Below are 23,767 nucleotides of genomic sequence, written 5' to 3'. Positions count from 1 at the left end.
GATTGATCTTGTGAGGAGGGCTGGATGCCCGTAGTCGACGCCCACCAGCACTTCTGGAACCTGCGGACGGGCTCGTACCCGTGGCTGACGCCGGAGCACGGGCCGATCTTCCGCACGTTCGAGCCGGAGGAGCTCCTCCCGCAGCTCGCGGCGGCCGGGGTGGAGCGCACGGTCCTCGTGCAGGCGATGGACTCCTACGCCGACACCGACGCCATGCTCGCGCAGGCCGACGCGCACGCGTTCATCGGCGCGGTGGTGGGCTGGGTGCCGCTGCACCGGCCCGACGAGGCGGCCGGGGCGCTGGAGCGCTACCGGCGCCACCCCAGGTTCGCCGGAGTCAGGCACCTCATCCACGACGAGCCCGACCCCGACTGGGTCCTCCAGGACGCGGTGATCGAGGGCCTGCGGCTGCTGGCCGCCGCGGACCTGCCGTTCGACGTGGTCGCGGTGCTGCCGCGGCATCTGGAGCACGTGCCGGTGCTGGCCGAGCGGGTGCCGGGGCTGCGCATGGTGATCGACCACCTGGCCAAGCCGCCGATCAAGGAGAAGGGGTGGGAGCCGTGGGCGTCGCTGCTGGCCCGCGCGGCCGAGTGCCCCGGGGTGCACGCCAAGGTCTCCGGGCTGAACACCGCCGCCGACGCCGCCACATGGACCGGCGCGGACCTGCGGCCGTACGTCGAGCACGCCGTGGAGCTGTTCGGGCCGGAGCGGCTGATGTTCGGCAGCGACTGGCCGGTGGCGACGCTGGCCGGCGACTACGCCAAGGTGTGGCGGGAGACGCGGGCCGCGCTGTCCGGGCTGGACGAGGCCGGCCGCGCGATGGTGCTGGGCGGCACGGCGGCCCGGTGCTACGGCGTCACGTTCCCCGGCGATCCGGGCGATCAGGAGGTGGCGTCGTGATCCGCCGCCACGAGACAGGGGAGGTGCCGCGATGATCGACGTGTTCGCGCCCATCGCCGCGGCCGTGGACCTGACCGTCCCGGCCGCGCACCGGCGGCCGATCGCCGTCGTGGGCGCCGGGGCCATCGTGGACGTGGCCCACCTGCCCGCCTACCGGCAGGCCGGGCTGGAGGTGACCGGCCTGTACGACCTCGACGCCGGTCGCGCCGCCGAGGTCGCCGCCCGTCACGGCGTGCCCAGGACGTACGCCACGCTGGAGGAGCTGCTGGCCGACGAGCGGGTCGCGGTCGTGGACATCGCGGTCGCGCCGCGGGCGCAGCCCGGCATCGCGCGGGCGGCGCTGGCGGCGGGCAAGCACCTGCTGTGCCAGAAGCCGTTCGCGCCCGACGTCGCCACCGGCCAGGGCCTCGTGGACCTGGCGGCGGCCACCGGGCTGAAGGTGGCGGTCAACCAGCAGCTCCGCTTCGACGAGGGCATCGCCGCCGCCCGCGCCATGGTGCGCGCCGGCTGGATCGGCGAGCCGACGGCCATGACGTTCACCGTCAACATCCTCACCGACTGGAGCGCGTGGGACTGGCTGGTCACGACCGACCGGCTGGAGATCGTCTACCACTCCATCCACTACCTCGACGCGATCCGCTCCGTCCTGGGCGACCCCGAGCTGGTCTTCTGCACCGGCAGCCGCACGCCGGGCCAGCTCGCCAGGGGCGAGACCCGCACGATGAGCACGCTGGTCTACCCCGGCGAGGTGCGGGCGCTGGTGCACGCCACGCACGAGAACCGCACCGGCGACGGGGAGGCGTCCTTCCGCGTCGAGGGCACCGAGGGCGCGATCAAGGGCACGCTCGGCCTGCTGTACGACTATCCGCACGGCCGTCCCGACACCCTGGAGGTCAACAGCCGGGTGGTGCCGACGGACGGGTGGCTGCCGTACCCGGTGACCCGGCGCTGGCTGCCCGACGCGGTGGCGGGGCCGATGGGCTCGCTGCTGAGGGCCGTCGCCGAGGGCGGCGAGCCGGAGACCTCGGGCCGCGACAACCTCGGCACGCTGCGGCTGCTCGACGCGCTCTACCATTCGATGGACAGCGGGCAGAGCGTGCGGCCAGGATCAGCGGCATGAAGCGCACCCGCGTGACGCTCGCCGACGTCGCCGCGATGGCCCGGGTCGATCGGGCCGTCGTCTCGCGCGTGGTCAACAAGGACCCCACGCTCAACATCCGCCAGGAGACCCGCGAGCGGGTGCTGGCGGCCATCGACGAGCTGGGCTACCGGCCCAACGTGGCCGCGCGCAGCCTGCGCACCTCGCGGGCGCACATGTTCGGGCTGTTCATCCCCGACTTCGCCAACCCGGTCTACGCCGAGATCATCAAGGGCGCGGAGGCGGAGGCGGCGGCCCAGGGGTACGTGCTGGTCACCGGCAGCGCGTCGGGGGCCGGGCTGAGCGAGTACATGGACCGGATCGGGCAGGGCCGCATCGACGGCCTGCTGCTGGCCGGCACGGGCGACGACTCGGCGCTCACCCGGCAGCTCGACCAGGCCGCCATCCCGTGGCTGATGCTGAACAACCGCAGCAGGGGCGTCAACCGGTACGTCATCCTCGACGACCAGCGGGCCGCCGCGCTCGCCGTGGAGCACCTCGTACGGCTCGGCCACCGCCACATCGCCCACCTCGCGGGCCCGTCGCGGGCCGACACCGCCGCGCGCAGGTCGGCCGGCTACTCGGCGGCGATGCGCGAGGCGGGCCTGCCGGAGGGCCCGATCGTGGCGGCCGACTACACGCCGGCGGGCGGGGCGGCGGCGATGACCCGGCTGCTGGCCGCCCCCGAGCCGCCGACGGCGGTGTTCGTGTCGAACGTGGCCTCGGCCATCGGGGCGATGGAGGGGGTGCGCGCGGCCGGGATGGAGATCGCGCGCGAGGTGTCGATCGTGGCCGTGCACGATCTCGACCTGGCCAGCTACCTGCACCCCGCGCTCACGACGGTGCGCATGCCGCTGGCCGAGCTGGGCCGGCGCGGCGTGACGCTGCTGGGCAGCCTGAAGCCGGACGACACCGTCGCCGAGGTGCTGGCGGGGCCGATAGAGCTGATCCAGCGCCGTTCCACCGCTCCCCCCGTGCGATGACTTTCGCCGCGTCCGGCGGTCTACCGGTCATGAGCAAACTGCTGTACTCGGTGACCATGTCGGCCGACGGCTTCATCGCGGGGGTGGGCGGGGACATGTCCTGGCTGTCCGCGCACCTCGGGCCGAACCCGGAGGCGGACGCGCTCGCCGGCCGGGTCGGCGCGCTGCTGGTGGGCAACCGCACCTTCGGCGGCGACGACCCGAACCGGGGCACGGACCAGGAGGGCGCGTTCAGCGGCACGTGGCACGGGCGGCAGGTCGTGCTGACCCACCGTCCCCCGGACACGCCGGTGCCGGGCGTCGAGTTCGCCGGCGACCTGGACTCCGCGGTCGCGGCGGCCAGGGCCGCGGCGGGCGGCCGGTACGTCAACGTGCTCGGCGCCGACGTCGCCCGGCAGTGCCTGGCGGCGGGCGTGCTGGACGAGATCCTGACGATCGTGGCGCCGGTGCTGCTCGGCGACGGCGTGCGCCTGTTCGCGCATCCGGGCGGCACGAACGTCCCGCTCGACCTGCTCAGCGTCAGCCACCTGCCGCACGCCACGAACATCTGGTACCGCGTCGCGAGCTGAACCTCCCATGCCGGACGGCCGGCCGGACCCGAGTCGGTCCGGCCGGGCGGGGACGCACGGCGCAGCCTCCGCAAGCCCGCGATGTTAGCGTTAACATCACGATTCGAAAGCGGCCCGAAACTACGGACGCCGGCCCCGGCCTGTCAAGCGCCCGCCCGGCACGATCCGGCATCGTCGCAGGCCGGCGGGATCCCTGACATGTAACTTTCACGCCCGGCGGGAGCGGGGTTGACGGCCGCGAAAGGCCGCGCCTACATTGCCTGCGACGCACCGGCGCAGCGTCCGATCGGCTCCATCGCCCGGCGGGCCCCCATGCCCGCCCGGCTCCACCGGCCCGCGGGTCTCCCGCCCGCCCGGCTCCGTCGCGCGGCGGGTCCCGGCGGGTCTCCTGCCCGCCCGGCCGCATCGTCCGACCGACTCCATGGAGGACCCTTGCGCCGCCTGTCCCGTCTCGTCGTCGCCGCCGCGAGCGCGTGCACCCTCGTGGGCGCGCTCGTCGGCGCCGCGCTCGCCTACCCCAACCCCGGCCTGGTCACCGGTGACGTCGTCGTGCACGACCCCACGATGATCCGCACCTCGTCCGGCGGCTACGTCGTGTACTCCACGCACGGTTACCTGGAGGCCCGCACCTCCACCGACCGGATCACCTTCACCCGCGCCGGCTCGGCGTTCGGCTCGCCGCCGTCGTGGTGGCGGACGTACTCCTCCGGCAACGACCCGTGGGCGCCGGACATCTCCCAGCAGAGCGGGAGATACCTGATGTACTACGCGGTCTCCGGCTTCGGCTCGAACTTCTCCGCGATCGGCCTGGCCACCAGCTCGACCGGGCAGCCGGGAAGCTGGAGCGACCAGGGCGTGGTCTACTCGACCACGACCAGCTCCGACCACAACGCCATCGACCCGAACCTGCTGGTGGACGCCTCGGGCCGGTGGTGGCTGAGCTTCGGCTCGTACTGGACGGGCATCCGCATGATCCGGCTCGACCCCGCGACCGGCAAGCGGCTCTCCTCCGACCAGACGCTCTACCACCTGGCCACCCGCCCCGACGCGCCGTACGCGGTCGAGGCCCCGGACATCGTCCGGCACGGCGGCTACTACTACCTGTTCGCCTCCTACGACCGGTGCTGCGCGGGCACGTCCAGCACGTACAAGGTCAAGGTCGGGCGTTCGGCCGCCCCGACGGGCCCGTACGTGGACCGCTCGGGCACGTCCATGCTGAGCGGCGGCGGCACGATGGTCCTGGAGACGCACGGGAGCGTCATCGGCCCCGGCGGGCAGAGCGTGCTGTCCGACGTGGACGGCGACCTGCTCGTCTACCACTACTACGACGGCAACGCGGGCGGCACGCCCAAGCTCGGGATCAACCTGATCGGCTGGGACTCCGCCGGCTGGCCGTACGTGTACTAGAGCGCGTGACCGCGGGGGCCCGCCCGGACGGGCCTCCGCGGGCGCACCCGTTTCGGCCCGCCCCATTCACCCCATTGACATCACGACAAACCGGACTTTAGCGTGGTTCGAAACGTTTCGATCGTCGTATCGGCCGCCCCCCGGAGTGCTCTTGACCTCGCTACGCGACGTGGCCGCACGTGCCCGGGTGGCCGTCAGCACCGCGTCCGCCGCGCTCAACGGCACCCGCCCCGTGGCCCCGGCGACCAGGAAGCGGGTCGAGCGGGCCGCCGCCGAACTGGGCTACCGCCCCAACCTGCTGGCCCGCGGCCTGCAGAGCAAGCGCACCCGCATCCTCGCCCTGCTGTTCCCCGCGCCGCGCGGCGGGTTCGGGGTGACCGACATGCAGTTCGCCACCGGGGCCGCCGAGGCCGCCGCCGAGCTGGGGTACCACCTGCTGCTCTCGCCCGAGAGCGCCGACCCGATCGAGGAACTGCGCCACCTCACCGGCCTGGGCCTGGTGGACGGCGTGCTGCTCATGGAGGTGGGCCTCGACGACGAGCGGCCGGCGTTCCTGGCGCGGGCCGGGGTGCCGTTCGCGATGATCGGGCGCACCCGCGAGCCCGGCGTGATCGACTACGCCGACATCGACTTCGCCGCCACCGCCAGGGACGCCGTGGCGCACGTGGCCGGGCTCGGGCATCGCAAGCTGGCCTTCTTCAACCTCTCCGAGGACGCGCACACCGCCGGCTACGGCCCCGCGATCCGCGCCGCGCGGGAGTTCGCCCTGGCCGCCGCCGAGACCGGGATCGGGTACGTGGACGGCTTCCGTCCCGCCTCGGCCGAGGAGGGCGGCCGGGCGTTGGAGGCCCTGCTCGACGTCCACCCGGACGTGACGGCGCTGGCCGTGATGGACGACCACGCGGCGGTCGGCGTGCTCGCGGCGCTGGCGCGCCGCGGCCGGAGCGTCCCCGGGGACCTGACGCTGCTGCTGGTGCTGTCGTCGGCCCGGGTGGCCGAGATGTTCCACCCCCGGCTCACGACACTGGAACCGCCCAGCGCCGAACTGGGCCGGCTCGGCGCCCGCATGCTCATCGACCGGTTGCAGGGCGAGTCGCGCGGCGGACCGCCGCGGCAGCGGCTCGTCGCCTGCCGTCTGGTGGTCGGGGACAGCTCCGCGCCACCACGTGAAGGGGGCACATGGAGACAGGAAAGCTCGGGACGCACCCGCTGACCGAGGAACGCGGGCTGCTGTTCGGCGGGGACTACAACCCGGAGCAGTGGCCGGAGGAGGTGTGGCGCCAGGACGCCGAGCTGATGCGGGCCGCCGGGGTCAACCTGGTCACGGTGGGCGTGTTCAGTTGGGCGCGGCTCGAACCCGAGCCGGGCCGGCACGACTTCGGCTGGCTGGACCGGGTGCTCGACCTGATGGGCGAGCACGGGATCGCGGTGGACCTGGCGATCCCGACCGCCTCGCCGCCGCCGTGGCTGGGCCACCGCTGGCCCGAGACGCTGCCGGTGGACGAGGACGGGCACCGGCTCTGGTACGGCTCGCGCAACCAGTTCTGCCCTTCTTCGGCCCGTTACCGGGAGCGCTCCCAGCTCATCACGACCGCCCTCGCCGAGCGCTACGCCGCCCATCCGGCGCTGGCGATATGGCACGTGGGCAACGAGTACGGCGAGGTCTGCCACTGCGACGAGTCGGCCGCCGCGTTCCGCGCCTGGCTGCGCGAGCGCTACGGCGACCTGGCCACGCTCAACGAGTCGTGGGGCACCACGTTCTGGAGCCAGGGCTACGGCGACTGGGCCGAGGTGGTGCCGCCGCGCCGGGCCCCGTACCTGATCAATCCCACCCAGCGTCTCGACTGGCGGCGCTTCTGCTCCGGCGAGCTGCTCGGCCACTTCCGCGAGCAGCGGGACGTCCTGCGCGCGCACACCCCGGACGTCCCGGTCACGACGAACTTCATGGGGTTCTTCAACCGGGTGGACTACTGGTCGTTCGCCGGGGAGCAGGACGTGGTCTCCAACGACTGCTATCCGGAGCCGGGCAACCCGCGCACGCCCGCGCTCACGGCGCTCACCCACGACCTCATGCGCGGCCTGGGCGGCGGGCGGCCGTGGGTGCTGATGGAGCAGGCCACGAGCGCGGTCAACTGGCGTCCGCACAACCTGCCCAAGCCGCCGGGGCAGTTCCGGCTGGAGTCGCTGCAGGCGGTGGCGCGCGGCGCGGACGGGCTGTGCTACTTCCAGTGGCGGGCCTCCCGGTTCGGCTCCGAGCGCTTCCACGCCGCGATGGTGCCGCACGCCGGCCCCGACACGCGGCTGCACGCGGCGGTGCGCGAGCACGGGCGGGAACTGCGCCGGCTCGCGTCCGTGGCGGGCACGCCGGTGCCCGCGCGGGTGGCGATGGTGTTCGACTGGGAGAGCTGGTGGGCGCTGGAGGAGCGCGGCCGGCCCAGCGACCGGCTCAACGCCACCGAGCAGATGCTGGCGTACTACGTGCCGTTCTTCGAGCGCGGTGTGAGCGTGGACGTGGTGCCGCCCTCGGCCGACCTGTCGGCGTACGCGCTGGTGGTGGCGCCGAACCTGTTCCTGGTCGGCGACCGGGACGCGGCGGCGCTGACGGCCTACGCGCACGGGGGCGGCGTGCTGGTCGTCGGGCCGTTCTCCGGCGTGGTGGACCCGAACGGGCACGTGCGGACCGGCCGCTTCCCGGTGCCGCTGCGCGAGGTGCTGGGGGCCTCCGGCGAGGAGTGGCTGCCGGTCGCCGCCGAGCAGCCGGTGCGCTGCCGGTGGGACGACGGCGCCGGGTTCGCCGCGAGCACCTGGACCGAGCTGCTGCGGGCCGAGGGCGCCGAGACGGTGGCCGAGTTCGCCGAGGGCGACCTGGAAGGCAGGCCGGCCGTCGTCCGGCACCGCGCCGGCAACGGCGTCGCCTGGTATGTGGGCACGATGCCCGAGCCGGCCGCGCTCGGCACGCTGATCGGGCGGGCGCTGGACGACGCGGGCGTGACCGGCCCGCTGCCCGAGCTGCCGCCGGACGTCGAGGCGGTGCGCCGCGGCGAGGTGCTGTTCCTGCTCAACCACGGCGCGGACACGGTCCGCGTGCCGGTCCCCGAGCCGGCGACCGACCTGCTGACCGGCTCCCCCGCGCGCGGCCACGTCACCTTGACGCCCCGCGCGGTCGCCGCGCTGCGCCCGGAGGTGAGCGGCGGGTGAAGTTCAAGGACGGTTACTGGCGGATGCGCCCCGGCGTGCGCGGCGACCACGTCACGTGCGCCCACGACGTGACCGAGGAGCCGGCCGCGCTGCGCATCCTCGCCCCGACCAGGCAGATCACCCGGCGCGGCGACACCATCGACGGGCCGGTCCTGCGGGTCGAGCTGTCCTCGCCGCTGCCGGAGGTGATCCGCGTGCGGGCCGTGCACTTCGCCGGGTCCGTGCCGGACTCCCCCGTCTTCGCGGTGCGGGACGAGCGGCCGGGGACGCGGATCGCCGTGGACGGCGAGCAGGCGTCCCTGACCAGCGGCGGCCTGACCGTCCGCGTGCGCAGGGACGCGCCCTGGGAGATGACGTTCAGCGCGGGCGGGCGGGAGCTGACCCGCAGCTCCGGCCGGAGCCTGGGCGTCATGCGCGACCCCGCCGACCGGCACTTCATGATCGAGCAGCTCCGGCTCAGCGCGGGCGAACTCGTCTACGGGCTCGGCGAGCGGTTCGGCCCCCTCGTACGCAACGGCCAGTCCGTGGACATCTGGAACGAGGACGGCGGCACCAGCAGCGAGATCGCCTACAAGAACGTGCCCTTCTACCTCACCAACCGGGGCTACGGGGTGTTCGTGAACCATCCGGGCCGGGTCTCGTTCGAGGTCGGCTCGGAGACCGTGTCGCGGGTGCAGTTCAGCGCTGAGGGCCACGACCTGGAGTACCTGATCATCCACGGGCCGTCCCCGGCCGACATCCTGCGCCGCTACACGGCCCTGACCGGCCGCCCGGCGCTGCCGCCCGCCTGGTCGTTCGGGCTGTGGCTGTCCACCTCGTTCACCACGGACTACGACGAGGCCACCGTGACGTCGTTCGTGGACGGGATGGCCGCGCGGGACCTGCCGCTGAGCGTCTTCCACTTCGACTGCTTCTGGATGCGGCGCTACCGGTGGTGCGACTTCGAGTGGGACCCGGAGGTGTTCCCCGACCCCGAGGGCATGCTGCGGCGGCTGAAGGCGCGCGGGCTGCGGGTGTGCCTGTGGATCAACCCGTACATCGGGCAGGCGTCGAAGCTGTTCGCCGAGGGGGCGGCGGCCGGGCACCTGCTGCGGCGGCCCGACGGCACGGTCTGGCAGGACGATCACTGGCAGGCCGGCCGCGCGCTGGTGGACTTCACCTCGCCCGCCGCCCGCGAGTGGTACGCGGGCAAGCTGCGCGGGCTGCTCGACATGGGGGTGGACGCGTTCAAGACCGACTTCGGCGAGCGCGTCCCGACCGACGTCGTCTACGCCGACGGCTCCGACCCGGAACGCATGCACAACTACTACAGCCTGGTCTACAACCAGACCGTGCACGACGTGCTGGCCGAACGGCGCGGACCGGGCGAGGCCGTGCTGTTCGCGCGCTCGGCCACGGTCGGCGGGCAGCGGCTGCCGGTGCACTGGGGCGGCGACTGCGAGTCGACGTTCGAGGCCATGGCCGAGTCGCTGCGCGGCGGGCTGTCGCTGGGCCTGGGCGGCTTCGGCTTCTGGAGCCACGACATCGGCGGCTTCGAGGGCCGGCCGGATCCGGCGGTGTTCAAGCGGTGGGTCGCCTTCGGGCTGCTGTCGTCGCACAGCCGGCTGCACGGGAGCGGGTCGTACCGGGTGCCGTGGCTGTTCGACGAGGAGCCGGACGAGGAGGCCGTGGACGTGCTGCGGGCGTTCACCCGGCTGAAGGCCCGGCTGATGCCCTACCTGTACGGGGCCGCCGTCCAGGCCGCGGCCGAGGGCCTGCCGGTGATGCGGGCCATGCCGCTCGAGTTCCCCGGCGACCGGGGCTGCGACCACCTCGACGCCCAGTACATGCTGGGCCCCGACCTGCTGGTGGCCCCCGTCCTGTCGGCGGACGGCGAGGTCGCCTACTACGTCCCGGACGGGGTGTGGACGCGGCTGCTCGACGGGCGGACCGTCACGGGGCCGGGCTGGCGGACCGAGCGGCACGGGTTCGACAGCCTGCCGCTGCTGGTGCGGCCGGGCGCGGTGCTACCCATGGGTGCCCGCGACGACCGGCCCGACTACGACTACGCCGACGGCGTCACGCTCGACGCGTACCGGATGGCCGACGGCGACACCCGTACGGTCACCGTCCCCGGGCTGGACGGCCGTCCCGCGGCCGTCTTCGAGGTGTCCCGGCGGGGCGAGCGGCTGCGCGCCCGCCGCGTGTCCGGCGCGCCGGCCGCCTGGAACCTGCGCCACGCCGCGGCGCACGCCGCCGCGGCTCCCGAGATCGACCACATCGAGATCACGCTCAGTGCCAAGGAGTGACATGCCTGCCTTCCCCGAGAACTTCCTGTGGGGCACCGCCACCGCCGCCTACCAGGTCGAGGGCGCCTGGAACGAGGGCGGCCGCGGCCCGTCGATCTGGGACACCTTCTCCCACACGCCGGGCCTGGTGACCAACGGCGACACCGGCGACGTGGCCTGCGACCACTACCACCGCCTCGACGAGGACCTCGACCTGCTCGCCGAGCTGGGCGTGGGCGCCTACCGCTTCTCCATCTCCTGGCCGCGCGTGCAGCCGGGCGGCCGCGGCCCGCTCAACCGGGAGGGCGCCGGCTTCTACGACCGCCTGGTGGACGGGCTGCTGTCCAGGGGCATCGCGCCGGTGGCCACGCTCTACCACTGGGACCTGCCGCAGGAACTGGAGGACGCCGGCGGCTGGCCGGAGCGCGACACCGCGCCGCGCTTCGCCGAGTACGCCCGGCTCATGGGCGAGGCGCTCGGCGACCGCGTGCGCACCTGGATCACCCTGAACGAGCCGTGGTGCTCGGCCTACCTGGGCTACGCCTCCGGCGTGCACGCCCCGGCCCGTACCGACGCCGCCGCCGCGCTGGCCGCGGTGCACCACCTGAACCTCGGCCACGGCCTGGCCGTGCAGGCGCTGCGCTCGACGGCCGCCACGGACGCGCAGATGTCGGTCACGCTCAACCTGCACCACGTGCGCGGCGTGTCCGAGCGCGACGCCGACGCGGTGCGGCGCGCGGACGCGCTGGCCAACCGGGCCTTCCTGGGCCCGATGCTGGAGGGCGCCTACCCGCGCGACCTGATCGCCGACACCGCCCAGGTGACCGACTGGTCGTTCGTCCGCGACGGCGACGAGGCCGCCGCCTGCCAGCCGCTGGACGTGCTCGGCGTCAACTACTACAACCCGACCCTGGTCCGCCAGTGGGACGGCGCCGGCGCGAGGGAGACCGCCGACGGGCACCAGGACGGCACCGCCTCGCCGTGGATCGGCTGCTCGGACATCGAGTTCGTCAAGCAGCCGGGGCCGTACACGGAGATGGGCTGGAACATCGACGAGAGCGGCCTGACCGAACTGCTGCTGCGCCTGCACCGCGACTACCCGGACATGCCGACGATGATCACCGAGAACGGCGCGGCCTTCCCCGACCAGGTCGCCCCCGACGGCCGCGTGCACGACGCGGACCGCGTGGACTACCTGCACCGGCACCTGTCAGCGGTCAGCGAGGCCATCGCGGGCGGCGCGGACGTGCGCGGCTACTTCGTGTGGTCGCTGATGGACAACTTCGAGTGGGCGCACGGGTACGCCAAGCGGTTCGGCATCGTCCGCGTGGACCGCGAGACGATGGAGCGCACCTGGAAGGACAGCGCCCACTGGTACCGCGACGTGGTCGCCACCGGCAAGCTGCCGGCGAGCTGAGGCACGTTCAGGGCTTGCGGGCCACGCCCCCGACGAAGGTGTGGTAGGTGATGCCCGGCGCGGCCTGGTGGTCGCCCGTCTCCGGACGCCACTCCGGGAGCGGCACCAGGCCGGGCGCCAGCAGGTCGAGCCCGTCGAAGTAGGCGAGGATCTCCTCGCGGGCGCGCCAGCGGCCGGTGCCGAGGTGCTCGTTGAAGAGCCGCTCCGCGGTGAAGGCCTGCTCCGACACCTCGGGGTGGGCCTGCATCGGGTTGTGGAAGTGCGAGATCACCACGTGGCTGCCCGGGGCCAGCGGGCGGACGAACCGGGCGGCGATGCCGGCCGGGTCCTCCTCGTCCTTCAGGTGGTGCAGGATCCCGAACAGCAGCAGCCCGACCGGCTCGTCGAAGTCGATCAGGGCGCGCGTACGCGGGTCGTCGAGGACCTGCTCGGGCTCGCGGGCGTCGGCCTCGACGATCACGGTGGTCTCGTCCACGGCCAGCAGGGCGCGGCCGTGGGCGAGCACGATCGGATCGTGGTCGACGTACACGACGTGCGCGCCGGGGGTGACGGACTGGGCGACCTCGTGCACGTTGCCCCGCGTGGGAAGACCGGAGCCGATGTCGAGGAACTGCCGGACGCCCGCCTCGGCGGCCAGGTGACGGACCGTGCGGCGCAGGAACTCCCGGTTGGCCTGGGCCGCCTCGGGCGCGTCCGGCGCGATCGCCAGCGCCGCCTTGGCCACCTGGCGGTCGATCTCGTAGTTGTCCTTGCCGCCGAGCATGTAGTCGTAGACGCGGGCGACGCTCGGCTTGGAGGTGTCGATCCCGCCGGGCGCGCTCTCCTGCTCGCTCTCGTGCTCGTTCTCGGGCACTTCTGGCTCCTCGGATCAGGGGGGTCAGCGCCATGATCCTAAGGCGGGACGGCTGGGACAGGCGGGAAATTTATCGGGAAATATCGCCTTTCAGTCGGGTTCGTACCAGCCGTCCCTGACCAGGGCTTTCACCAATGCTCGACGCGCAGCACCTCGTCGAGCGGCTGCCGCGCGGCCGGACGGAAGCTGTCGCCGGTGTAGTACGCGGTCGGCAGCAGCACACCCTGCCGGACGTCCGGCGGGAGGCCGAGCAACTCGGCGATCTCACTCTCGTACGCCAGGTGCAGCGTCGTCCACGCCGAGCCCAGGCCGCGGGCGCGGGCGGCCAGCATGTAGCTCCACGCGGCCGGCAGCAGCGAACCCCACAGCCCCGCCTGGTTGCCCTGGGGCAGCGCGCCGGGCACCAGCATGCAGCCGATCACGTGCACCGGCACCTCGCCCAGGTGCTCGGCGAGGTAGGCGGCGCTGCCGGAGACCCGCTCCTGGGTCGCCGCCCGCTCCGGGTCGTCCTTGAACAACCTCCCGGCCGAGGAGCCCGAGGCGTAGTACGTGTCCCACGAGCGCTTGTAGTAACCGCCGATCGCCTGGCGCTTGCCGGGGTCGGTCACCACGATCCAGCGCCAGAGCTGGGCGTTGCCCCCGGTGGGCGCCTGGAGCGCGACCTCCAGGCACTCGCGGACCAGCTCCATCGGGACGGGGCGGGTGAGGTCGAGCCGCTTGCGCACGCTGCGGGTGGTGGTGAGCAGTTCGTCCGGTGAGATCGTCATGCGGCCATCATGCCCCTCGGGCGGCGCGCAGCCACCGATCCGGGCCGGACGCCTCGTCGTGGATGTCGCGGGCGCGACATCCACGACCCGGTCAGGACCGTCAGAGGCGGCCGAGGGCGGCCATCGCCGGCAGCGCCCGGTCGGCATAGTCGAACAGGGCCTGGTTCTCCCAGCCGTTGCCCGAGGACGGGTCGGCCGGGTCCCAGCCGTTGCCCCTGACACCGGTCCAGGTGGCCTCCCAGGTGAACAGGCCGAGGCCCAGGCCGTTCGGCACGGCGCGGACGATGTCGGCCACCCGGGTGAGCATCGCGGACTGCCCCTGCGTGGTGGCCCGGTAGCCGGGGTAGGGCTCGGCGGCGGAGATGATGTTCGCCCAGCCGTCGTCGTCGGCGGTGGTGAACGGGTAGGCGGTCTCGACGACGACCACGGGCTTGCCGTACCTGGTGGCCACGTCGTTGATGTTGGCCTGGAAGCTCTCCAGCGTGCCGTGCCAGTAGGCGTAGTACGACAGGCCGATCACGTCGTGGCGGATGCCGTTGGTCCTGGCGTTGTCGAACCACCACCGGTACAGCCCGTTGTCGCCGCCGTTGGCCAGGTGCAGCACGACCCTGGTCGAGCCGGAGACCGCCTTGACCGCGTCGTAGCCGGCGTTGAGCAGCGCCGCGGTGCCGGCCCAGTTGGTGTTGGAGCCGTCGGGCCAGAGCAGGCCGCCGTTGATCTCGTTGCCGACCTGCACCATGTCGGCGGTGGTGCCCTGGTCGCGCAGCACGGCGAGCACGTCGTAGGTGTGGTTGTAGACGGCCTGCCTGAGCTGCGCGGACGACAGCCCCGACCACGCGGCCGGCTTGGTCTGCTTGCCCGGGTCGGCCCAGGTGTCGGAGTAGTGGAAGTCGATGAGCAGGCCCATGCCGAGCGCCTTGACCCGCCTGGCCACCGGGAGCAGCCGCGCCTTGGTGTTGTAGCCGTCGGCCGGGTTCACCCAGACCTTGAGCCTGATGTAGTTGAGCCCGGCCTGCGACAGGATGCTCAGCGCGTCGCCCGCGCGCCCGGCGGAGTCGCGGTAGACGCCGCCGAGCGCCTCCGACTTGGCCAGGCTGGACACGTCCGCGCCCCTGATCTGGAGGCGGCCGGGCCCCGCGTGCGCCTGGGCGGGCACGGCGAGGGCCGTGAGTAACAGCAGCGCGGTGATCAGGATGCGTTTCATCGGGTCTCCCTAGGGTTGGGGGGTTTCCGCAACGACCGTGACCGCACCGGCCGCGACGGTGAGCGGCCCGTCGTGCCGCGCCCCGTCGAACACGCTCACGCCGCTCACCCCCTCGACCGTCACCGGCTGATCGCCGTGGTTGATCAGGAAGACATGGCCGCCCCTGCGCACGAGTTCGAGCGTGTCGGGCAGGCCGCGCGGGCGGGACACGTCCGCGTGGTCGAGCACCCGCGCGAGCAGGTCGCGCAGGCCGGTGACGGGGGCGGTGGCCAGGTACCAGGCGCAGCCCGCGCCGAGGTCGTGGCGGGTGACGGCGGGGTGGCCGGCGTCGGGGCCGTCGGCGAAGCCCTCGACCGTGACCGCGCCCGCCGGGCGGACCCGCTCCGACCACACGCGCGCGGAGTCGCCGCCGTTCAGCCGTACCGTCTCGTGCTCGCGCAGCGGGTGGAACTCCTCGATCGACAGGCCGAGCAGCTCACGCAGCGCGCCGGGGTGGGCGCCGGGGTGGAGGGCGTCGTGCTCGTCCACGATGCCGGAGAAGTACGACACGAGCAGGTGGCCGCCCGCCTCCACGTACCGGTGCAGGTTCTTGGCGGACGCCTCGGTCAGCAGGTACGAGCTGGGCGCCACCACCACCCGATACCCCGAAACATCGGCTGACGGGTGGACGAAGTCCACCGTGACGTGCTCCCGCCACAGAGCCTCGTAGAAGGCGTCCACCCGCTCCCGGAACGTCAGGTCCACCGACGGCCGCCAGTCCAGCTCCAGCGCCCAGTACGACTCCCAGTCCCAGACGATCGCCACCTCGGCCCGCACCCGGCTGCCCCGCAGCCCGGCCAGCCCGCGCAGGTCGGCCCCCAGCCGGACGATCTCGCGCCACTGCCCGGAGTCCGTGCCCGCGTGCGGCACCATCCCGGAGTGGAACTTCTCCGCCCCGAACCGCGAGGCCCTGAACTGGAAGAACAGCACGCTGTCCGAGCCGCGGGCGACGTGCGCGAGGCTGTTGCGGCGCAGCTCGCCGGGCCGCTTGGCGAGGTTGCGCGGCTGCCAGTTGACCGCGCCCGCCGAGTGCTCCATCAGCATCCACGGCGCGCCGCCCGCCACCGACCGGGCGAGGTCGGCGGACATGGCCAGGTCGATGTGGTTGTCGGGGCGCTCGGCCTTGAGGTAGTGGTCGTTGGCGATCACGTCCAGCTCGCGGGCCCACCGCCACAGGTCGGTGGACTTGCAGTTGACGGTGCCGGCGAAGTTCGTGGTCACCGGGATGCCGGGGGTCAGTTCGCGCAGGATGTCGCGCTGCAGCGCGTAGTGCTCGCGGTGCTGGCCGTCGCTGAAGCGGGCGTAGTCGAGGCGCTGGGCCGGGTTGACGACCGTGTGGTTGGCGCGGGGGGCGTCGATCTCGGCCCAGTCGGTGTAGGTCTGGCCCCAGAACGTGCCGCCCCAGGCGTCGTTCAGCGCGCCGATCTCGCGGTAGGTCTGGCGGAGCCAGTCGCGCCAGGCCGCCACGCTGTGCTCGCAGTAGCACTCGCCGAGCGGCGCGCCGTACTCGTTGTGCACGTGCCACAGGACGACGGCCGGATGGTCGCGGTAGTGCTCGCCCAGCGCCCGCACCAGCCGCGCGGTGGCCTCCCGGAAGGCCGGGGCGCTGGAGCAGGCGCTCTGCCGGCCGCCGAAGCCGATCCGCAGCCCCTCCCTGGTGACCGGCAGCACGTCGGGGTGCGCGGCGACGAACCAGGCCGGCGGGGCGGCGGTCGGGGTGCCCAGGGCGACCGAGACGCCGCCCTCGTGCAGCCGGTCGAGGATCTCGTCCAGCCAGCCGAACGCGAACCGCCCCGCGGCGGGCTCCATCAGCGCCCACGAGAACAGGCCCAGGCTGACCAGGTTGACCCCGGCCTCGCGCATCAGGGCCACGTCCTCCTCCAGGACCTCGCGCGGCCACTGCTCCGGGTTGTAGTCGCCGCCATAGGCGATCCCGGCAGGACGCTCCGGATACATCCATCCCCCTCGAAAGCTTCTGTGAACGTGCACAGTAAGCCGCAGCACACCCGCCTGGGAACTGTTATTTCGAAATTTCATGCTTTTGCAGGAGATTAACGAGAACGTAACGACCCCTTGACGGCCATTTCGGCGCTGCTCCAGTCTGTGCACGTTCACAGAACCCTCTGGAGGTACGCAATGCGCGCCAACCGCCTTGGAGCAGCCCTGGCCGTCGCACTCACGGCCACCCTCGCGAGCTGCGGCTCCGGCGAGCCCACCGAGAGCCCCGAGGCGGCCCAGAGCCCGGCGGCCACCCAGGACGCCCCTCAGGGCCCGGTCACGCTCACGTACTGGACCTGGGCCCCCAACATGGACAAGATCGTCGAGGTCTGGAACAAGGACCACCCCGACATCCAGGTGACGGTCAGCAAGCAGGCCGGCGGCGACGACGCGGCGGCCAAGTTCCTCACCGCCGCCAAGGCCGGCAATCCCCCCGACCTGGTGCAGGCCGAGTACCAGCACCTGCCCTCGTTCATCGCCGCCGACGCGGTCGCCGACCTCAAGGCCGAGACCGCCCCGATCAAGGGCGAGTTCTCCGAGGGGCTGTGGGGCCTGGTGACGCTGGGCACCGACGCCGTCTACGGCATCCCGCAGGACAGCGGCCCGATGATGCTCTTCTACCGCAAGGACCTGTTCGACGAGTACGGCATCGCGGTGCCCAAGACCTGGCAGGAGTACGGCGAGGCGGCCCGCACGGTCAGGAAGAAGGACCCGAAGGCCTTTCTCGGCACCTTCTCCAGCAAGGATCCGGGAGCGTTCACAGGTCTGGCCCAGCAGGCGGGCGCGCAGTGGTGGTCGATCAGCGGCGAGTCGTGGAAGGTCGGCATCGCCGACGAGGCCACCAGGAAGGTCGCCGACTACTGGGGCGCGCTGGTCAAGGAGGGCGCCATCGACGACATGCCGTACTTCACCCCCGAGTGGAACAAGGCGCTCAACGACGGCAGGCTGCTGAGCTGGCCGTCCGCCGTGTGGGCGCCGGGCGTGCTGTCCAGCAACGCGCCCAAGGCCAAGGGTAAGTGGGCCGTCGCGCCGCTCCCCCAGTGGAACGCCGGCGAGAGCTACAGCGGCTTCTGGGGCGGCTCGTCCACCGCCGTGTCGGCCGAGAGCCCGGCCAAGGCCGCCGCCGCGCAGTTCGCCACCTGGCTCAACACCGACCCGGCCGCCATCGGGCTGCTGGTCGAGCAGGCGGCCATCTACCCGGCCGCCACCAAGGCGCAGTCGGCGCTCGGCGCGGCGCCCGAGTACTTCGCCACCCAGCCCGACTTCTGGCAGCAGGCCGCCGCCGTCTCCGCCGGGGCCCGCGGCTTCACCTTCGGGCCGAACGTCGGCGTCACCTACAACACCTTCCGGGACGCCTTCGACAAGGCGGTGCAGAACAAGACGTCGTTCTCCGACGCCGTCCAGGCCATGCAGGACGCCACGGTCGCCGACATGCGCAAGGCCGGCTTCCAGCTCGCGTCATGAAGCGCTCCGGGAGGGGGGCCTGGCCGTACCTGTTCCTGACCCCCGCGATCACGCTGTTCACCCTGTTCCTCGCGGTGCCCATCGGCTACACCGTCTACCTCGCGATGTTGCGGACCAAGGTGTCCGGGCTGGGGCTGGGCAAGGGCGCGCGGCGGGAGGTGTTCGTCGGGTTCGACAACTTCGCCGCCGCCCTGGCCGACGCCGAGCTGTGGAGCGGCTGGCTGCGCGTGCTCGGCTACGGCGCTCTGGTGCTGGCCGTCATGCTGGGCCTGGCGCTGCTGTTCGCGCTGCTGCTGGACTCGGCGCGGGTGCGGCTGGCCCGCTTCACCCGGATCGCGATCTTCCTGCCGTACGCGGTGCCGGGCGTGGCGGCCACCCTGCTGTGGGGCTTCCTCTACCTGCCCTCGCTCAGCCCGATCAGGGACGTCCTGGACGTCGACTTCCTGGGCGCCACCACCGTCACGTACTCGATGGCCAACGTGGCGGTGTGGGGCGGGGTCGGCTTCAACATGCTCGTGCTCTACACCACGCTGCGGGCCATCCCGCGCGACCTGTACGAGGCGGCGCGGCTCGACGGCGCCTCGGAGTTCCAGATCGCCGTCCGGGTGAAGATCCCGATCCTCACCCCGGCGATCATCCTGACCACCGTGTTCTCGATCATCGCGACGGTCCAGGTGTTCACCGAGCCCACCACGCTGCGCCCGCTGAGCAACACGATCAGCTCCACGTGGAGCCCGCTGATGAAGGTCTACCGCGACGCGTTCGTCACCGGCGACCTGTACTCGGCCGCCGCCACCTCGATCGTCATCGCGGCGATCTCGCTCGTCCTGTCGTTCGGGTTCCTGCGCGTGGTCCGCAACCGCGCCTTCGGGGAGGGCTGATGACCACGATGACCCGCACGCGCACCCTCGGGGAGGGCCGATGGCCACGGTGAGCACCGCCGCGCACCGCCGCGCCCGCGCCGGCCGCCCGGTCGGCGCGGTGCCGACCGCGCTGCTGCTCCTCGGCGCGCTCTACTGCCTGTTCCCGGTGTGCTGGGTGCTGATCGCCGCCACCAAGTCGCCCGGCGAGCTGTTCAGCACCGCCACGCTCTCCTTCGGCACGGGCTTCCTCGACAACGTCGCCGAACTGTTCGCCTACCGCGACGGCGTGTTCTGGCTGTGGGCGGGCAACACGCTCCTGTACGCGGGCGGCGGCGCGCTGCTGTCCACGGCCGTCTCGGCGGTCTCGGGGTACACGCTGGCCAAGTACCGCTTCCCCGGCCGCGACGCCATCTTCAACCTGCTCATCGGCGGCATCCTGGTGCCGGCGGTGGTGCTGGCGATCCCGCAGTACCTGCTGTTCTCCAAGATCGGCCTGGCCGACAGCCACTGGGCCGTGCTGCTGCCGCAGATCCTGCACCCGTACAGCATCTACCTGGCGCGCATCTACGCCGCCGCGGCCATCCCCGACTCGCTCCTGGAGGCGGGCCGCATCGACGGGGCGGGCGAGTGGCGGCTGATGTCGCGGGTGGCGATGCCGCTGATGGTGCCGGGCATGGTGACCATCTTCCTGTTCCAGTTCGTGGCGATCTGGAACAACTTCCTGCTGCCGTTCATCATGCTCGGGGACGACGGCAAGTTCCCGCTCACGGTCGGCCTCTACACGCTGCTCGCCGCGGGCGCGAACCAGCCGGCCCTGTACAACCTGATCCTGACGGGCGCCCTCCTGTCGATCGTGCCCTTGATCGCGCTCTTCCTGACGATGCAGCGATACTGGAAGACCGATCTGTCCTCGGGAGCAGTCAAATGAAACGCCCAACGATCCACGACGTCGCCGCCGCCGCCGGCGTGTCCCGCGGCACGGTCTCCCGCCTGCTCAACGGGGACAAGTACGTCAGCCCGGCGGCGCGCGTGGCCGTCGAGCGGGCCATCTCCGAGACCGGTTACGTGGTCAACCGCGCCGCCCGCAGCCTGGTCACGCAGCGTACGGGGTCGGTCGTCATGGTCCTGTCGGAGCCGCACGAGAAGTTGTTCGAGGACCCCAACTACAGCACGCTCATCCGGGTGGCCATCAGGATGCTGGCCGAGCGGGACCTGTCGCTGGTGATGATGCTGGCGGGCGACGAGGGCGACCGGGAGCGGGTGGTGCGCTACGTGCGGGGCGGCCACGCCGACGGCGTGCTGCTGGTCTCCACGCACGCCGGCGACCCGCTGCTCGACGCGCTGCGCACCGGCCCGCCGGCCGTCTCCTGCGGCGCGGTCATCGGCCGCGAGACCGTCATCCCGTACGCCGCCGCCGACGAGCGGCTCGGGGCCCGCCAGATGACCGAGTACTTCGTGCGCCTCGGCCGCAGGCGGATCGCGATGATCACCGGCCCCATGGACACGCCGGGCGGCATCCAGCGGCTCGAGGGCTTCGCCGACGTCCTCGGCCGCAAGGCCACCCAGCGGCTGATCGCGCACGGCGACTGGACACAGGCCAGCGGCGAGCGGGCGATGGCGGAGCTGCTGGAGCGCGCGCCCGACCTCGACGCCGTCTTCGTCGCCTCCGACCTGATGGCGGCCGGGGCCCTGGCGGCGCTGCGCGCGGCGGGCCGCCGGGTGCCCGACGACGTGGCGGTGGGCGGCTTCGACGACTCGTCGGTGGCGGTCTCGACGCACCCGCCGCTGACCACCATCCGGCAGCCGCTGGCCGAGATGGCGCAGGAGACGGTACGGCTGCTGCTGGCCCTCATCGACGGGGCCGGGCACGTGGAGCCGGTGACCCTGCCCACGGAGCTGGTCATCCGCGAGTCCGCCTGACCACCGCCCCCCTGGTCACCGCGGCAGCGGGTCGTCCAGTTTGCCGGTGTAGACCCAGCGGCCCTCCAGGCGGACGAACCGGCTGTGCTCCTCCAGCTCCCCCGGCTCGCCGCGGTCGAGGAAGTGGGCGCGGAAGCGGACGGTGCCCTCGGTGTGCACGACGCTGCCCCCGGTGCTCTCCAGCACCTCCAGCCGCACCCAGCGCACCCGCCGGTCGAGGCCGACCCGCGCGGGGCGGGAGCCGGGATGCCAGGTGCGCAGCAGGTACGCCTCGTCGCCGACGCCGAACGCGCTGAACCGGGAGCGCATGAGCTGCTCGGCCGTGGCCGCGGCGGCCTGGCCCCGGTGGAACCGGCCGCAGCAGTCGGGGTAGGCGGCGGGCAGGCCGCACGGGCAGGTACGAGGAGGCATGCGCTCTATTCTGCCCCGGCCACGGCGATGAGGCCGCCGTCCCCGAGCCGCGTGGTGAGGTCGCTCAGCGTGCGGCCGAGCGGGGCGTCCAGGGTGAGCGCGGCGTCGGCGTCGGCGCCGGTCGGGCCCTGGTTGACGATCGCGATGGGGATGCCGAGCGCGGCGGCCTTGGTGACGAACCGCAGCCCCGACCTGATCGCCAGCGACGACCCGAGCACGAGCAGCGCCCGCGCCCCGCCCACGACGGCGAAGCACTCGTCCACGCGCGGCCCCGGCACGTTCTCGCCGAAGAACACCACGTCCGGTTTGAGCAGGCCGTCGCAGCTTCGGCAGTCCACCACCCGGAAGCCGGCCACCTGCTCGTCGGTGAGCGCGGCGTCGCCGTCCGGGTTGATCAGCCCGCCGGCCTCCCAGCCGGGGTTGGCCGCGCGCAGGCGGCGCTCCAGTTCGGCGCGCGGGGTGCGCTCCCGGCACGACAGGCAGACGACGCGGTCGAGCCCGCCGTGCAGCTCGATCACCCGCCGCGCGCCGGCCGCCTGGTGCAGGCCGTCCACGTTCTGGGTGACGATGCCGCACAGCAGCCCGCGCCGTTCCAGCTCGGCCACGGCCAGGTGGCCGGCGTTGGGCCGGGCCCGGCCGATCTGCCGCCAGCCGACGTGGCTGCGCGCCCAGTAGCGCCGCCGTGCCTGCGCGCTGGCGACGAACCGCTGGTAGGTCATCGGGTCGGCGCGCCGGGCCCGGCCGGTCGGGCCCCGGTAGTCGGGGATGCCGGACTCGGTCGACAGCCCGGCCCCGCTGAGCACGGCCACCCGGCCACGGGCGACCAGCTCGACCAGCTCCGTCACCTTCATGGTGATTGGTGTCACAGCTCCATGGTGCCTCAGCCGCCGACCACCCCGGCCCTTGAGTGGTGTGCGTCGTGCCTGCGGCGCCGGTGGTAGCAGACGGTGGCGGTGGCCAGCGCGGCGCCCCAGATCGGCCAGAAGCACTCCGGCAGCCAGGCGCCCCATTCTTCCAGGGCGAACCGGCCGGCGACCGTCCAGCGGAGGTAGGTCAGCCCGGCCACGGTGACGATGATCGAGACGAACCCGGCGGGGATGACGGCGAGCAGCGGCGGCACCCTCCTGCCACGCAGCCAGGGGATCCAGCGCGGGAAGATCTCGCCCCACCGCTGTGTCAGGCCGAGGGTGAGCAGGCCGCCGAACGCGCCGAAGGTGGCCAGGTAGGCGCCCGCCAGCCATAGTCCGCCCGTTCCTTCGGCCAGGAACTCCGCGCTCACGCCGAGCGGGATGCCGAGCGCCCACGCCCACCGGGTGGCGCAGTACAGCAGCGGCACCACCACCGCCACGTACACCGCGACGCGCCCTCGCTCCGGGGTGAACCAGCTCCGGTGTTCCCGATCGCGTGCGTGAGCCAGTGCCGCGGCGGCCAGCAGCAGGCCGCCCAGCACGCACACGAGCTGGTTGAGCACGGGCCAGGGCCAGGCATCGGCGAAGGTGGCGCCGCCGAGGCTCCAGCCGAAGATCGGAGCGATCAGCAGCAGAGGTGTGTAGGCGACGCCCATCATGAGCCGCGAGTCGGGGATCACCAGGATCAGCAGCGCGGCGATCGGCCAGGCCAGGAACGACGGTGCGCGCCCGCTGCTCCGGCGGGTCGACGCCAGCGCCGTGACCGCGGTGATCAGGCTGCCGGCGGCGATCACCCAGCCGAAGTCCGGCCCCGTGCCGGCCAGGATCGACAGGGCCCGGTCCGGATCGGGATCGGTGGCCCCCCACGGGTATCCGGGCACGCCCAGCGCCCACCCGGCCCCGAGCGCGCCGTAGGCCAGCGCCCACAGCGCCGCCGCATACGCCCACCGGCGAGAAGTGAAGTTCGTCATGTGATCAGCCTCCCGGCGCGGCGGTAGGGCGGGCGAGATGCCGTTCGGCACCCCTTGCGAGGCGAACAGGTGCCGTTCGGCACTCCTCGGTGGGGCATCGGATACGCGTATCGTCACGCGGATGAGCGTGATGTGGATTGGTGCCGTGCTGTCGGCGGTGGTCGCCGCGGCGGCGGCCGTGACCGGGTTGGCCCGGCCGCGCTTCCGGCCGCATCTGTCCGCGTCGGCGCTGCTGGCGGCGAGCGTGTCGGGGGCCGTCACGCTGGCCCACCTGGCCGGCGTGGCGCGCCCGGCGGCCGGCGCCGACGCGCTGGGCATGGTCGAGAGCGTCGCGCTGATGGTGCTGATCGGCCTGGTCGTGCGGTATGCGCCGGCCCGCAGCGCCGCGGTGTCCGCTCCGGTGACGGGGCTGGCCGCGGCCGTCTGGCTGCTGCGCGTGTTCACGCCCGCCTCGCCGCTGGAGGGGGTGGGTGCGTGCGCGTTCTGGGGG

At 73.0% G+C, this 23,767-nt stretch carries 21 protein-coding genes; 14 read left to right on the top strand and 7 right to left on the bottom strand.

Annotation, left to right across the window (positions count from 1 at the left end; genetic code table 11):
* Nucleotides 1–24 precede the first annotated feature (24 nt).
* The 9 genes from FAF44_RS34885 to FAF44_RS34840 all read left to right on the top strand — a co-directional run bounded on the left by FAF44_RS34885 (nt 25) and on the right by FAF44_RS34840 (nt 11,879).
* The gene (locus FAF44_RS34885; protein WP_237107605.1) at nt 25–900 is read left to right on the top strand and encodes an amidohydrolase; all 876 of its coding nucleotides are present in this window, start codon (nt 25–27) and stop codon (nt 898–900) included.
* Nucleotides 901–931: 31 nt separating this feature from the next.
* Nucleotides 932–2,020: a Gfo/Idh/MocA family protein gene (locus FAF44_RS34880; RefSeq protein WP_237107604.1), complete on the top strand. Its 1,089-nt coding sequence runs from the start codon at nt 932–934 to the stop codon at nt 2,018–2,020.
* Nucleotides 2,017–3,021: a LacI family DNA-binding transcriptional regulator gene (locus FAF44_RS34875; protein WP_237107603.1), complete on the top strand. Its 1,005-nt coding sequence runs from the start codon at nt 2,017–2,019 to the stop codon at nt 3,019–3,021. The genes FAF44_RS34880 and FAF44_RS34875 overlap by 4 nt, the downstream gene beginning before the upstream one ends.
* A 29-nt stretch (nt 3,022–3,050) precedes the next feature.
* Nucleotides 3,051–3,590, top strand: coding sequence for a dihydrofolate reductase family protein (locus tag FAF44_RS34870; RefSeq protein WP_237107602.1), 540 nt, complete (start codon nt 3,051–3,053; stop codon nt 3,588–3,590).
* Between the two features lie 432 nt (nt 3,591–4,022).
* Complete coding sequence (locus FAF44_RS34865; protein ID WP_237107601.1) at nt 4,023–4,997, top strand: arabinan endo-1,5-alpha-L-arabinosidase; 975 nt, start codon at nt 4,023–4,025, stop codon at nt 4,995–4,997.
* A gap of 151 nt (nt 4,998–5,148) precedes the next feature.
* Complete coding sequence (locus FAF44_RS34855) at nt 5,149–6,210, top strand: LacI family DNA-binding transcriptional regulator (protein ID WP_272895431.1); 1,062 nt, start codon at nt 5,149–5,151, stop codon at nt 6,208–6,210.
* Nucleotides 6,177–8,195, top strand: coding sequence for a beta-galactosidase (locus FAF44_RS34850; protein ID WP_237107600.1), 2,019 nt, complete (start codon nt 6,177–6,179; stop codon nt 8,193–8,195). Before FAF44_RS34855 ends, FAF44_RS34850 begins: the two co-directional genes overlap by 34 nt.
* Entirely contained in the window at nt 8,192–10,483 is a 2,292-nt protein-coding gene (gene yicI, locus FAF44_RS34845) for an alpha-xylosidase (RefSeq protein ID WP_237107599.1), read from the top strand. The genes FAF44_RS34850 and yicI overlap by 4 nt, the downstream gene beginning before the upstream one ends.
* A gap of 1 nt (nt 10,484) precedes the next feature.
* A complete protein-coding gene (locus FAF44_RS34840; RefSeq protein WP_237107598.1) occupies nt 10,485–11,879 on the top strand; it encodes a GH1 family beta-glucosidase in 1,395 nt (464 codons plus the stop codon).
* 7 nt (nt 11,880–11,886) lie between these two features.
* Here FAF44_RS34840 and FAF44_RS34835 read toward each other — a convergent pair whose 3' ends face one another.
* From FAF44_RS34835 to FAF44_RS34820, 4 genes are all read right to left on the bottom strand, one after another.
* Nucleotides 11,887–12,732 carry an SAM-dependent methyltransferase gene (locus tag FAF44_RS34835; protein WP_237107597.1) on the bottom strand — a complete coding sequence of 282 codons (846 nt, stop codon included), beginning with the start codon at nt 12,730–12,732 and terminating at the stop codon, nt 11,887–11,889.
* A gap of 128 nt (nt 12,733–12,860) precedes the next feature.
* Nucleotides 12,861–13,499 carry a nitroreductase family protein gene (locus FAF44_RS34830; protein ID WP_237107596.1) on the bottom strand — a complete coding sequence of 213 codons (639 nt, stop codon included), beginning with the start codon at nt 13,497–13,499 and terminating at the stop codon, nt 12,861–12,863.
* A gap of 100 nt (nt 13,500–13,599) precedes the next feature.
* Nucleotides 13,600–14,703: an arabinogalactan endo-1,4-beta-galactosidase gene (locus tag FAF44_RS34825; RefSeq protein WP_237107595.1), complete on the bottom strand. Its 1,104-nt coding sequence runs from the start codon at nt 14,701–14,703 to the stop codon at nt 13,600–13,602.
* Nucleotides 14,704–14,712: 9 nt separating this feature from the next.
* Complete coding sequence (locus tag FAF44_RS34820; protein WP_237107594.1) at nt 14,713–16,698, bottom strand: beta-galactosidase; 1,986 nt, start codon at nt 16,696–16,698, stop codon at nt 14,713–14,715.
* Between the two features lie 180 nt (nt 16,699–16,878).
* On the opposite strand from FAF44_RS34820, the gene FAF44_RS34815 reads away from it, so the two are divergent.
* From FAF44_RS34815 to FAF44_RS34800, 4 genes are read left to right on the top strand one after another with little or no spacing between them, the layout of a single operon-like run.
* On the top strand, nt 16,879–18,204 hold the full coding sequence (locus FAF44_RS34815; RefSeq protein WP_237107593.1) for an ABC transporter substrate-binding protein: 1,326 nt from the start codon (nt 16,879–16,881) through the stop codon (nt 18,202–18,204).
* The gene (locus tag FAF44_RS34810) at nt 18,201–19,085 is read left to right on the top strand and encodes a carbohydrate ABC transporter permease (protein ID WP_237107592.1); all 885 of its coding nucleotides are present in this window, start codon (nt 18,201–18,203) and stop codon (nt 19,083–19,085) included. Before FAF44_RS34815 ends, FAF44_RS34810 begins: the two co-directional genes overlap by 4 nt.
* 40 nt (nt 19,086–19,125) lie before the next feature.
* Complete coding sequence (locus FAF44_RS34805; protein WP_237107591.1) at nt 19,126–19,995, top strand: carbohydrate ABC transporter permease; 870 nt, start codon at nt 19,126–19,128, stop codon at nt 19,993–19,995.
* Nucleotides 19,992–20,987 (top strand): LacI family DNA-binding transcriptional regulator, encoded by a 996-nt coding sequence (locus tag FAF44_RS34800; protein WP_237107590.1) that lies wholly within the window; start codon nt 19,992–19,994, stop codon nt 20,985–20,987. Before FAF44_RS34805 ends, FAF44_RS34800 begins: the two co-directional genes overlap by 4 nt.
* A gap of 15 nt (nt 20,988–21,002) precedes the next feature.
* Here FAF44_RS34800 and FAF44_RS34795 read toward each other — a convergent pair whose 3' ends face one another.
* Genes FAF44_RS34795 through FAF44_RS34785 form a run of 3 tightly spaced genes read right to left on the bottom strand, consistent with a single transcriptional unit; the run spans nt 21,003 to nt 23,277 of the window.
* Nucleotides 21,003–21,398, bottom strand: a complete 396-nt coding sequence (locus tag FAF44_RS34795) for a YchJ family protein (protein ID WP_237107589.1) — start codon at nt 21,396–21,398, stop codon at nt 21,003–21,005.
* Between the two features lie 5 nt (nt 21,399–21,403).
* Nucleotides 21,404–22,264, bottom strand: coding sequence for an NAD-dependent protein deacetylase (locus FAF44_RS34790; protein ID WP_308193431.1), 861 nt, complete (start codon nt 22,262–22,264; stop codon nt 21,404–21,406).
* Nucleotides 22,265–22,278: 14 nt separating this feature from the next.
* On the bottom strand, nt 22,279–23,277 hold the full coding sequence (locus tag FAF44_RS34785) for a hypothetical protein (protein WP_237107588.1): 999 nt from the start codon (nt 23,275–23,277) through the stop codon (nt 22,279–22,281).
* 121 nt (nt 23,278–23,398) lie between these two features.
* Here FAF44_RS34785 and FAF44_RS34780 point away from each other — a divergent pair.
* Nucleotides 23,399–23,767, top strand: a 369-nt coding sequence (locus FAF44_RS34780) for a hypothetical protein (RefSeq protein ID WP_237107587.1), incomplete at its 3' end; no start/stop codon positions are given.

The sequence above is a fragment of the Nonomuraea sp. MG754425 genome, assembly GCF_021699195.1.
GTDB lineage: Bacteria > Actinomycetota > Actinomycetes > Streptosporangiales > Streptosporangiaceae > Nonomuraea.
Note: the sequence above shows the minus strand (reverse complement) of the source record. Positions and strands in the feature narration are given on the sequence as shown.

Excerpts from the sequence above, each read along its gene's own strand:
- FAF44_RS34885 (WP_237107605.1), top strand. The coding sequence starts at position 25 with ATGCCCGTAGTCGACGCCCACCAGCACTTCTGGAACCTGCGGACGGGC.
- FAF44_RS34880 (WP_237107604.1), top strand. The coding sequence starts at position 932 with ATGATCGACGTGTTCGCGCCCATCGCCGCGGCCGTGGACCTGACCGTC.
- FAF44_RS34875 (WP_237107603.1), top strand. The coding sequence starts at position 2,017 with ATGAAGCGCACCCGCGTGACGCTCGCCGACGTCGCCGCGATGGCCCGG.
- FAF44_RS34870 (WP_237107602.1), top strand. The coding sequence starts at position 3,051 with ATGAGCAAACTGCTGTACTCGGTGACCATGTCGGCCGACGGCTTCATC.
- FAF44_RS34850 (WP_237107600.1), top strand. The coding sequence starts at position 6,177 with ATGGAGACAGGAAAGCTCGGGACGCACCCGCTGACCGAGGAACGCGGG.
- FAF44_RS34840 (WP_237107598.1), top strand. The coding sequence starts at position 10,485 with ATGCCTGCCTTCCCCGAGAACTTCCTGTGGGGCACCGCCACCGCCGCC.
- FAF44_RS34830 (WP_237107596.1), bottom strand. The coding sequence starts at position 13,499 with ATGACGATCTCACCGGACGAACTGCTCACCACCACCCGCAGCGTGCGC.
- FAF44_RS34825 (WP_237107595.1), bottom strand. The coding sequence starts at position 14,703 with ATGAAACGCATCCTGATCACCGCGCTGCTGTTACTCACGGCCCTCGCC.
- FAF44_RS34820 (WP_237107594.1), bottom strand. The coding sequence starts at position 16,698 with ATGTATCCGGAGCGTCCTGCCGGGATCGCCTATGGCGGCGACTACAAC.
- FAF44_RS34815 (WP_237107593.1), top strand. The coding sequence starts at position 16,879 with ATGCGCGCCAACCGCCTTGGAGCAGCCCTGGCCGTCGCACTCACGGCC.
- FAF44_RS34810 (WP_237107592.1), top strand. The coding sequence starts at position 18,201 with ATGAAGCGCTCCGGGAGGGGGGCCTGGCCGTACCTGTTCCTGACCCCC.
- FAF44_RS34805 (WP_237107591.1), top strand. The coding sequence starts at position 19,126 with ATGGCCACGGTGAGCACCGCCGCGCACCGCCGCGCCCGCGCCGGCCGC.
- FAF44_RS34800 (WP_237107590.1), top strand. The coding sequence starts at position 19,992 with ATGAAACGCCCAACGATCCACGACGTCGCCGCCGCCGCCGGCGTGTCC.
- FAF44_RS34795 (WP_237107589.1), bottom strand. The coding sequence starts at position 21,398 with ATGCCTCCTCGTACCTGCCCGTGCGGCCTGCCCGCCGCCTACCCCGAC.
- FAF44_RS34785 (WP_237107588.1), bottom strand. The coding sequence starts at position 23,277 with ATGACGAACTTCACTTCTCGCCGGTGGGCGTATGCGGCGGCGCTGTGG.